The following is a 9,134-nucleotide window of genomic DNA, read 5'->3' as shown; positions in this document are numbered from 1 at the left end:
TAAAGCCATGATTCAGTGTGCCCGTCTGGCCTTCGGATTTGCTGGTATCTATGACAAGGATGAAGCCGAGCGCATTGTCGAAAATACTGCATACACTGCAGAACGTCAGCCGGAACGCGACATCACTCCGGTTAACGATGAAACCATGCAGGAGATTAACACTCTGCTGATCGCCCTGGATAAAACATGGGATGACGACTTATTGCCGCTCTGTTCCCAGATATTTCGCCGCGACATTCGCGCCTCGTCAGAACTGACACAGGCCGAAGCAGTGAAAGCTCTTGGATTCCTGAAACAGAAAGCCACTGAGCAGAAGGTGGCAGCATGATACCGGACATTATCCTGCAGCGTACCGGGATCGACGTGAGAGCTGTCGAACAGGGGGATGATGCATGGCACAAATTACGGCTCGGCGTCATCACCGCTTCAGAAGTTCACAACGTGATAGCAAAGCCCCGCTCAGGAAAGAAGTGGCCTGACATGAAAATGTCCTACTTCCACACCCTGCTGGCTGAGGTTTGCACCGGTGTGGCTCCGGAAGTTAATGCTAAGGCGCTGGCCTGGGGAAAACAGTACGAGAACGACGCCAGAACCCTGTTTGAATTCACTTCCGGCGTGAATATTACTGAATCCCCGATCATCTATCGCGACGAAAGTATGCGCACCGCCTGCTCTCCCGATGGTTTATGCAGTGACGGCAACGGCCTTGAACTGAAATGCCCGTTTACCTCCCGGGATTTCATGAAATTCCGGCTCGGTGGTTTCGAGGCAATAAAATCGGCTTACATGGCCCAGGTGCAGTACAGCATGTGGGTGACGCGAAAAGATGCCTGGTACTTTGCCAACTATGACCCGCGCATGAAGCGTGAAGGCCTGCATTATGTCGTGATTGAGCGGAATGAAAAGTACATGGCGAGTTTTGACGAGATGGTGCCGGAGTTCATCGAAAAAATGGACGAGGCACTGGCTGAAATTGGTTTTGTATTTGGGGAGCAATGGCGATGACGCATCCTCACGATAATATCCGGGTAGGCGCGATCACTTTCGTCTACTCCGTTACAAAGCGAGGCTGGGTATTTCCCGGCCTTTCTGTTATCAGAAATCCACTGAAAGCACAGCGGCTGGCTGAGAAGATAAATAATAAACGGGAGGCGGTATGCACAAAGCATCTCCTGTTGAGTTAAGAACGAGTATTGAGATGGCACATAGCCTTGCTCAAATTGGAGTCAGGTTTGTGCCAATACCAGTAGAAACAGACGAAGAATTTCATACGTTAGCCACATCCCTTTCACAAAAGCTGGAAATGATGGTGGCGAAAGCAGAAGCAGATGAGAGAGACCAGGTATGACAACCACTGAATGCATTTTTCTGGCAGCGGGCTTCATATTCTGTGTGCTTATGCTTGCCGACATGGGGCTTGTTCAATGACACCTCAGCAAGAAAACGCCCTTCGCAGCATTGCCCGTCAGGCTAATTCTGAAATCAAAAAAGCCAGACAGCATTTTCCGGATAAAAACGTCGATGACATTTGCCGTAGCGTACTAAAGAAGCACCGCGAAACGGTAACGCTGATGGGATTCACACCGACTCATTTAAGCCTGGCGATCGGCATGTTGAACGGCGTCTTTAAGGAACGATGAACATGAAAAGCAAAATCATCAGGGAGCTACAGGCTCCTTTTTTATTATTCGCATTCACCCTCAAGCGTATTAACCAACAATTCAGGGATTAATGAAAGATGGCAGACATCATTGATTCAGCATCAGAAATTGAAGAATTACAGCGCAACACAGCAATAAAAATGCGCCGCCTGAACCACCAGGCTATATCTGCCACTCATTGTTGTGAGTGTGGCGATCCGATAGATGAACGAAGACGCCTGGCCGTTCAGGGTTGTCGGACTTGTGCAAGTTGCCAGGAGGAGATCGAACTTAAGAACAAACAATGGGGACTGTGATGGCCTCAAAGCAGCAAATTTCAACATCGTCCAACTGAGGTGTAAAAATGTTCAGAATCATTTTTCCTAACACCTGGTACGTCGACCACCACGGCGCTCCCTGCAAAATCCTGCGTTCTACCCACAACAAAGTTCACTACATCCGAAAAGGCAGAACATGTATCGCCAGCATGTTCCGCTTTAATCATGACTTTGAACCTGTGAATAAAGCTGATGCAGATCGGATAGCAGAAGAGATCGAAACGGCAGAACACATTAAGAAGTTACGTGACATGCGTTCAAAAAGCAGAGGTAACCATGGAATCATACAGCCTCACACTCGATGAGGCCTGACAGTTTCTCAAGATCGCCAGATCTACCGCAACCGACAATAACCGCCACTGAACGGTTTATTTCTTTATGGAGAAACCATACAAATGACAATCAATATTCAGCCGATTCTAATAAACCGCGAGCGTGTTCAGGAGATGCTTGGTGGTATCTCCAGAACTACTTTTTACCGGAAGCGTAAACAGTGGGAGCAATCAGGGACACCATTCCCTCGGGAAGTGGAAGAAATCCACCCACCGAAAGGCGGCGCCCTCTTTCGCTACAAGGAAGTTATTCAGTTTTGCAAAGATAAAGGATTGATTTCCGAACACTCTTGAATTTTCTTAGCCCATAATTCTGCTGCGTCCTGCTGCTCGGGGATGTAGTCATACTGGTCATAAACAGCCAGCATCCCCGTGAGCTTATGCCCGAGAATTTTCTCCGAAACATGAGGTGCTACTCCAAGTTCAGCCATTTTTGTTTTGCACGTTCTGCGCAGATCGTGCAATGACCAGTGCTCGCCCCCCATAACATCTTCTACCTGTTCTGCAATAGAAATTAGGGTGCTGGCAGACATTGGGCGATTTTCCTGTAACTTAGCCGGAGGAAATACGATTGACAGATCAGGGTATAGATCAAATACCTGCTGCAAATAATCTGCTGCGAGTTTTGAAATACCGCGAACAAATCGCTTACGCGTTTTTGAGTTCTCTTTCGGTATAGTCCATTCTCTAGACTTCAGATCAAAATCAGTCTTCTTAGCCAACCGCAATTCAACACCACGACAACCAGTTAACGCAACAATTCGAATAAACATTTTGTTTTGCCACGACATTTTCGTTTTGTCGATGGCATTCCAGAATGCGCCTATCTCAACATCGTTAAGAAAACGTTCGCCATTATTAGGTCTACTGCCGATATCATTAATCTCAAGAAGCATCAGTGCATTTGATGTTATGCGTTTTCTGCGTAACGCATAGCGGATCACTTGCTTCATCTTCACCAGTACATTTCCCGCCTGTACGGGTGACCCACCTTTTGTTATGCGAATGAATATTTGCTCCCACTCTACAGGACTCATTTCATCTGCAATCAGCTTACCGTAATTGTCGGTGATGTGAAGTTTCAGCATCCGCTTCCAGTATTCGTACTTCACCATCTCTTTTACTGAAGGAGTATCAAACCACTCGTCAACTAGGGTACTGATGCTTGGGGAACTTGATGCAATATCTTTGGCTTTCTTCCTTTGCATGGCTGGGTCTTTACCCTTCTCCAACCACCCTTTACACTCTTCCAATGCATCGCGAGCTTCCTTAAGCGACATCTTCCCGTACGTTCCGAGCTTTAACCTGGCGGGTTTTCCATTGAAACGATAGCGGTATTGAAAGGTGATAAGTCCCTTCGGGCTGATCCTGACAGAAAGTCCGCCTCCGTCAGCTATCTCCTCAGGTCCCTCATATGCTTTTCCGGATATACGTCGCAGCTTTGTATCGTTGAGTGCCATCCTAATACCTGTTCGTCATCGTCAAAATTGGTACACAATTTGGTACACAAATTTTACGACACGAGAACGATTGAGATGAACTAATTTGAAACAGATAAATCCAGAAAATCAAGGTGTGGCGCGGGATGTATGAAACAGGCAGAAACAAGAGTGAATGCAATGAAATCTCTGATGTTACTTACACGAAAGATCACATACAAAGAAAAATTTGTTTATTAACAGTTCATTGCGAAACCATCTAGCCAACAAATGCTAAATTGGTTCGCAATCAGGTACACAAATGAAAGACATTAACCTCTCACCTTCCACCCGGTTGAGCGATGTTAACACTAAAAAAAGGGAGATTGTACCTTTCCGTTTCACATTGATTCGATTCGCAATTCGTTTGTAGTGAGTACACCAGCAAAACGCTTAAAGAACAACTGATAACATCACGGAGCGTCTGAAAGGTTTACTGCGAGCGGATTTACAGCAGCATAAACTGAATCCAGCAAAGTTCGTTGCATGATTTGGCGGTAGTATTTAAACGATCATGAGATTAATGACGAACTGGTCATATCACAATGATAAAAGTGACACAATTCTTATAGCAATTTTTCGTGCACATTTCATTCTGGCGATAATAATTAATTATCATCCTCAAAACCTCCAGACATATATAAGGCGAATAGATTATGAGTCAAAACGACATTATTATCAGAACTCATTATAAGTCTCCTCATAGAATGCACATCGATAGCGACATACCAACGCCTTCATCAGAGCCTATTAATCAATTTGCGTGCCAACTCATCACCCTACTTGATACCTCTGACTTAAGTTCGATGCTGTCATACTGTGTTACTCAGGAATTTACCGCAAACTGTCGAAAAATATCACAAAATTGTTATTCCACTGCCCTTTTTACCATTAACTTTGCCACTTCACCCATCCATGCAGAAAATATACTCATTACATTACACTATAAAAAAGAAATCATTTCCTTATTACTGGAAACCACGCCTATTAAAGCTAACCATTTGCGAAGCATACTGGATTATATTGAACAGGAACAGTTAACTGCCGAAAATCGTAACCATTGTATGAAACTGTCTAAAAAAATCCATAGAGAAAAAACTATACAACCAACAGTAAATCTCAATGGTAGTGCATTTTTTTTGCAATCTCCTTCTGACGCTATTTTTTGTCGCCATCTGTCATTGCAATACGCCCTTGATTCACTGAGAAATGGAAAAGGCAAAGTCAATCTGATTAAACATTACTCCTCCGTTGAATCCATACAGCAGCATGTCCCCTTAGTCCGGGACGCGGAGTTCAGATCATTACTTCGCCATCCTCCTGCAGGGAGTCGCGTTATCGCGAGTAAGGATTTTGGCTTCGCTTTAGATATTTTCTTCTGTCGAATGATGGCAAACAATGTCAGTCATATGTCCGCGATTTTATATATAGACAATCATACTTTGTCAGTAAGGCTACGAATAAAGCAGTCAGCGTATGGGCAATTAAATTATGTTGTGTCCGTTTACGACCCGAACGATACCAACGTTGCCGTCAGAGGCACCCACAGGACAGCACGGGGCTTTCTCTCGCTCGATAAGTTCATCAGTTCAGGTCCCGATGCTCAGACCTGGGCTGATAGGTATGTTCGCAACTGTGCAATTGCTATTCTGCCCCTATTACCTGAGGGAGCTCCAGGGGCTATTTTCACGGGTATCGCGACACGAATGCCATTTGCTCCTATACATCCATCGGCAATGTTGTTAATAATGGCCACAGGCCAGACTCAACAGCTTATTACATTATTCAAACAGTTACCCATACTCCCTGAAAAAGAAATCATTGAAATAATAACTGCGCAGAATAGTGTTGGTACACCTGCTTTATTTCTGGCTATGATGAACGGACATACTGACAACGTAAAAATATTTATGCAAGAAATTCAGTCACTGGTAGATAATCATATCATTCATGAAGATAATCTGGTTAAATTACTGCAAACTAAAAGTGCTAACGAAACACCTGGACTCTATATCTCCATGTTGTATGGATTCGATGAAATAATCGATATCTTTCTGAATGCATTAACCACTCCAATAACACAAGAGCTTTTAAGCAAAAAAATGGTGATGGATATTTTAGCAATGAAAACACGTGATGGTGAGCCAGGATTATATGCCGCAATGGAAAATAATCACCCTTTGTGTGTCACACGGTTCCTCTCTAAAGTTTATGGAATCGCTGTTAAATATAACCTCAGCAAAATTAACATCATGGATTTATTAAAAGGCGCAACAGCACATGGAACCCCTGCTTTATACATCGCCATGAGCAAGGGTAATAAAGACGTCGTGTTATCTTATATATCAACGCTGGATACTTTTGCAAAAAAATATTCTTTTAGGCAACATCAGTTATTCACACTGTTGGCCGCTAAAAATCATGACAACATATCAGCTGTTCATATAGCCATTCATCATAATCATTATAAAACAGTAGAAACATATTATGCAGCTATAAATGTAATCAGCCAAAGCCTGAGCTTTAGTTCAGATGAACTACAGGCGTATTTATAACTAAATATTTACGATGTATATGTTGATACATATACTTTAAACTCAATAACAGTGACCGGGTGCACAACGCCACCCGACGGCTGTAATTGCAAAAAATCCCTTGTTGCCTGTCCCTTTTGTTACACTCCGTTATCACGCACAAGAGATATGCAGGACACTGGTATGCCGACTAAACGCTTTGATAAAAAACACTGGAAGATGGTGGTGGTGCTACTGGCAATCTGTGGCGCTATGTTGTTGCTACGTTGGGCAGCAATGATTTGGGGCTGAGCAGTGACAAACGAAAATAGCCAGACCGCATACTACGGTCCGGCAGATGATGTTACATGCTGTAGCCCAGCGATAAGGTTGTCCGACGATCGGTATGTTCCGGTGCAGACTCTGGAGGTTCAGAGTTCCATGTGACGTTGTAAGCCACCTTCAGTCCAAAATGTTCATTAATAGCAACATTTAATGCGCTTTCAGAGTTCAGCGTTGTGTCTTCCGCGCCAAAGACGGAAACACCCTGCGTAAATTTAGCGTTGTCAGTCAACTGCCATGCATAAGCCCCGGAGGCATAACCCAGCGGCTGGGTTTCACTGGCATTGTCGGTATATTTGTCGTAACGCACACCTGGGCCGAATTCAAAGCGGAAACTGTGTACCGGGCCATTCAAAAACTGACGACCATAACCCGCGGTCAACACATCGCGCTCTCGATAGCCGTTATAACGGTCTGTCAGCCAGCTTGCCTGACCAAATAAATAGTCATAATCAGTTAAATTAAAACGGCTACGCCCGCCCGCCGCATATTTTTCTGAAGAACGCTCATCATTAGAAGAAGTATTACTGGCGTTCCCCCACAGCGACCAGGCAGTGGTTTGTCCATACCAGGTCATGGTGGTGTCAGCCGTAAGTGAGGAGCTTTTCGTATTGCCTGATTGTGCAAGATATCCTGCGTTCAGATTACCTTCGAAAGGTTTTTTAGCGCTGGCAGGATCGTCCATGACAGTAAAAACGGAATCATCGGCAGCTGCATTCAATGACGCAAACATGCCCCCCGCCAACATAACGATGGCAGGAACTGTCTTCAAAAGCTTCATTTATCAAGAGTCCGTACAACAAAAAAAGAGACCTTCGCGGTCCCGGAAACTTTCTTAAGGATCAAAGATTAGCGTCCCTGGAAAGGTAACGAATTATAAAAAGGCGCGAATAACTTAGCAATGTATTCTTATTTCATTTTTTGAATAAGCATGTGGCGAAAACAGATTTTTATTTATATATATTTATCTGCAAAATTTTAAATAAAGCTCTAATAAATCATATTGTTAATTTCTTCACTTTCCGCTGATTCGGTGCCAGACTGAAATCAGCCTATAGGAGGAAATGATGGTACGTATCTATACGTTGACACTTGCGCCCTCTCTCGATAGCGCAACAATTACCCCGCAAATTTATCCCGAAGGAAAACTGCGCTGTACCGCACCGGTGTTCGAACCCGGGGGCGGCGGCATCAACGTCGCCCGCGCCATTGCCCATCTTGGAGGCAGTGCCACAGCGATCTTCCCGGCGGGTGGCGCGACCGGCGAACACCTGGTTTCACTGTTGGCGGATGAAAATGTCCCCGTCGCTACTGTAGAGGCCAAAGACTGGACCCGGCAGAATTTACACGTACATGTGGAAGCAAGCGGTGAGCAGTATCGTTTTGTTATGCCAGGCGCGGCATTAAATGAAGATGAGTTTCGCCAGCTTGAAGAGCAAGTTCTGGAAATTGAATCCGGGGCCATCCTGGTCATAAGCGGAAGCCTGCCGCCAGGTGTGAAGCTGGAAAAATTAACCCAACTGATTTCCGCTGCGCAAAACCAAGGGATTCGCTGCATCGTCGACAGTTCTGGCGAAGCGTTAAGTGCAGCACTGGCGATTGGTAACATCGAGTTGGTTAAGCCTAACCAAAAAGAACTCAGTGCGCTGGTGAATCGCGAACTCACCCAGCCAGACGATGTCCGCAAAGCCGCGCAGGAAATCGTTAATAGCGGCAAGGCCAAACGAGTTGTCGTTTCCCTGGGTCCACAAGGGGCGCTGGGCGTTGATAGTGAAAACTGCATTCAGGTTGTGCCACCACCGGTGAAAAGCCAGAGCACCGTTGGCGCTGGTGACAGCATGGTCGGCGCGATGACACTGAAACTGGCAGAAAATGCCTCTCTTGAAGAGATGGTCCGTTTTGGCGTAGCTGCGGGGAGTGCAGCCACACTCAATCAGGGAACACGCCTGTGCTCCCATGACGATACACAAAAAATTTACGCTTACCTTTCCCGCTAACTGAAACATTCCCCCTGCATTGGGGGAATCACCACCAACCTGTCGGCAACGCGTTTCTCCGACTATGCTCAAAAGTCATGTGATAACAAAGGGGTGAACTATGGCCAGTGGCGATCTTGTCCGTTATGTCATAACCGTCATGTTGCGCGAGGATACATTGACTGAAATTAACGAGTTGAATAATTACCTGACTCGCGACGGTTTTTTGCTCACCATGACGGATGATGATGGAAATATCCATGAGCTGGGGACTAACACTTTTGGACTTATCAGTACCCAAAGTGAAGAAGAAATTAGAGAACTGGTTTCGGGGCTTACCCAAAGTGCAACCGGCAAAGATCCTGAAATCACCATCACGACCTGGGAGGAATGGAATAGCAACAGAAAATAAATGGTTTTTGGGCAATAATCAGTCTGTGGTGTGCGTTAGCTCGTGTTTTTACACCGCATTCTTGCGCTAACCTTATGATCTGGCAGACAACATGGGAGAGACA

Annotated in this window: 13 protein-coding genes and 1 pseudogene; 12 read left to right on the top strand and 2 right to left on the bottom strand. The window is 45.2% G+C overall.

All coding sequences use genetic code 11. From position 1 onward, the window contains the following. The 8 genes and pseudogenes from ACJHXB_RS15130 to ACJHXB_RS15095 form a co-directional block, all read left to right on the top strand. Positions 1-328: pseudogene (locus tag ACJHXB_RS15130) on the top strand (phage recombination protein Bet); the annotation flags it as partial. After that, positions 325-1,005 (top strand): lambda exonuclease family protein, encoded by a 681-nt coding sequence (locus tag ACJHXB_RS15125; protein ID WP_000611716.1) that lies wholly within the window; start codon positions 325-327, stop codon positions 1,003-1,005. The pseudogene ACJHXB_RS15130 and the gene ACJHXB_RS15125, both read left to right, overlap by 4 nt. Beyond that, entirely contained in the window at positions 1,002-1,184 is a 183-nt protein-coding gene (locus tag ACJHXB_RS15120) for a DUF1317 domain-containing protein (RefSeq protein ID WP_000149544.1), read from the top strand. The genes ACJHXB_RS15125 and ACJHXB_RS15120 overlap by 4 nt, the downstream gene beginning before the upstream one ends. Further along, on the top strand, positions 1,157-1,348 hold the full coding sequence (locus ACJHXB_RS15115; RefSeq protein ID WP_000548537.1) for a DUF1382 family protein: 192 nt from the start codon (positions 1,157-1,159) through the stop codon (positions 1,346-1,348). The genes ACJHXB_RS15120 and ACJHXB_RS15115 overlap by 28 nt, the downstream gene beginning before the upstream one ends. A 76-nt stretch (positions 1,349-1,424) precedes the next feature. Beyond that, entirely contained in the window at positions 1,425-1,640 is a 216-nt protein-coding gene (locus ACJHXB_RS15110; RefSeq protein ID WP_000188859.1) for a hypothetical protein, read from the top strand. A 98-nt stretch (positions 1,641-1,738) separates the two neighbouring features. Beyond that, positions 1,739-1,957, top strand: coding sequence for a TraR/DksA family transcriptional regulator (locus ACJHXB_RS15105; protein ID WP_000763364.1), 219 nt, complete (start codon positions 1,739-1,741; stop codon positions 1,955-1,957). A 47-nt stretch (positions 1,958-2,004) separates the two neighbouring features. Continuing rightward, positions 2,005-2,283, top strand: a complete 279-nt coding sequence (locus tag ACJHXB_RS15100; RefSeq protein WP_000488401.1) for a DUF4222 domain-containing protein — start codon at positions 2,005-2,007, stop codon at positions 2,281-2,283. A 90-nt stretch (positions 2,284-2,373) separates the two neighbouring features. Further along, positions 2,374-2,604, top strand: a complete 231-nt coding sequence (locus ACJHXB_RS15095) for a hypothetical protein (protein WP_001354056.1) — start codon at positions 2,374-2,376, stop codon at positions 2,602-2,604. Here the strand turns inward: ACJHXB_RS15095 and ACJHXB_RS15090 are convergent. Beyond that, positions 2,562-3,770 carry a tyrosine-type recombinase/integrase gene (locus ACJHXB_RS15090; protein ID WP_001196928.1) on the bottom strand — a complete coding sequence of 403 codons (1,209 nt, stop codon included), beginning with the start codon at positions 3,768-3,770 and terminating at the stop codon, positions 2,562-2,564. The two genes, ACJHXB_RS15095 and ACJHXB_RS15090, sit on opposite strands and share 43 nt — an antisense overlap. A gap of 674 nt (positions 3,771-4,444) precedes the next feature. Here ACJHXB_RS15090 and espL1 point away from each other — a divergent pair. Beyond that, positions 4,445-6,343, top strand: a complete 1,899-nt coding sequence (gene espL1 / locus ACJHXB_RS15085; protein ID WP_000081124.1) for a type III secretion system effector EspL1 — start codon at positions 4,445-4,447, stop codon at positions 6,341-6,343. 162 nt (positions 6,344-6,505) lie between these two features. Next, on the top strand, positions 6,506-6,613 hold the full coding sequence (gene yniD, locus ACJHXB_RS15080) for a small membrane protein YniD (RefSeq protein ID WP_001142445.1): 108 nt from the start codon (positions 6,506-6,508) through the stop codon (positions 6,611-6,613). A gap of 52 nt (positions 6,614-6,665) precedes the next feature. On the opposite strand, the gene ACJHXB_RS15075 is transcribed toward yniD, so the two are convergent. After that, positions 6,666-7,424 (bottom strand): YdiY family protein, encoded by a 759-nt coding sequence (locus ACJHXB_RS15075; protein WP_000771396.1) that lies wholly within the window; start codon positions 7,422-7,424, stop codon positions 6,666-6,668. A gap of 286 nt (positions 7,425-7,710) precedes the next feature. On the opposite strand from ACJHXB_RS15075, the gene pfkB reads away from it, so the two are divergent. Both pfkB and ghoS read left to right on the top strand, forming a co-directional pair. Continuing rightward, complete coding sequence (pfkB, locus tag ACJHXB_RS15070) at positions 7,711-8,640, top strand: 6-phosphofructokinase II (protein WP_000251737.1); 930 nt, start codon at positions 7,711-7,713, stop codon at positions 8,638-8,640. Positions 8,641-8,740: 100 nt separating this feature from the next. Beyond that, a complete protein-coding gene (ghoS, locus tag ACJHXB_RS15065; protein WP_000146166.1) occupies positions 8,741-9,031 on the top strand; it encodes a type V toxin-antitoxin system endoribonuclease antitoxin GhoS in 291 nt (96 codons plus the stop codon). Positions 9,032-9,134 lie beyond the last annotated feature (103 nt).

This window comes from Escherichia sp. WS3227_2, assembly GCF_046486495.1.
Classification (GTDB): Bacteria; Pseudomonadota; Gammaproteobacteria; order Enterobacterales; family Enterobacteriaceae; genus Escherichia; species Escherichia coli.
Note: the sequence above shows the minus strand (reverse complement) of the source record. Positions and strands in the feature narration are given on the sequence as shown.

What these genes read in the sequence shown, in the direction of transcription:
- ACJHXB_RS15125 (WP_000611716.1), top strand. Translation starts at nt 325, where the DNA reads ATGATACCGGACATTATCCTGCAGCGTACCGGGATCGACGTGAGAGCT.
- ACJHXB_RS15120 (WP_000149544.1), top strand. Translation starts at nt 1,002, where the DNA reads ATGACGCATCCTCACGATAATATCCGGGTAGGCGCGATCACTTTCGTC.
- ACJHXB_RS15115 (WP_000548537.1), top strand. Translation starts at nt 1,157, where the DNA reads ATGCACAAAGCATCTCCTGTTGAGTTAAGAACGAGTATTGAGATGGCA.
- ACJHXB_RS15110 (WP_000188859.1), top strand. Translation starts at nt 1,425, where the DNA reads ATGACACCTCAGCAAGAAAACGCCCTTCGCAGCATTGCCCGTCAGGCT.
- ACJHXB_RS15105 (WP_000763364.1), top strand. Translation starts at nt 1,739, where the DNA reads ATGGCAGACATCATTGATTCAGCATCAGAAATTGAAGAATTACAGCGC.
- ACJHXB_RS15100 (WP_000488401.1), top strand. Translation starts at nt 2,005, where the DNA reads ATGTTCAGAATCATTTTTCCTAACACCTGGTACGTCGACCACCACGGC.
- ACJHXB_RS15095 (WP_001354056.1), top strand. Translation starts at nt 2,374, where the DNA reads ATGACAATCAATATTCAGCCGATTCTAATAAACCGCGAGCGTGTTCAG.
- ACJHXB_RS15090 (WP_001196928.1), bottom strand. Translation starts at nt 3,770, where the DNA reads ATGGCACTCAACGATACAAAGCTGCGACGTATATCCGGAAAAGCATAT.
- espL1 (WP_000081124.1), top strand. Translation starts at nt 4,445, where the DNA reads ATGAGTCAAAACGACATTATTATCAGAACTCATTATAAGTCTCCTCAT.
- yniD (WP_001142445.1), top strand. Translation starts at nt 6,506, where the DNA reads ATGCCGACTAAACGCTTTGATAAAAAACACTGGAAGATGGTGGTGGTG.
- ACJHXB_RS15075 (WP_000771396.1), bottom strand. Translation starts at nt 7,424, where the DNA reads ATGAAGCTTTTGAAGACAGTTCCTGCCATCGTTATGTTGGCGGGGGGC.
- pfkB (WP_000251737.1), top strand. Translation starts at nt 7,711, where the DNA reads ATGGTACGTATCTATACGTTGACACTTGCGCCCTCTCTCGATAGCGCA.
- ghoS (WP_000146166.1), top strand. Translation starts at nt 8,741, where the DNA reads ATGGCCAGTGGCGATCTTGTCCGTTATGTCATAACCGTCATGTTGCGC.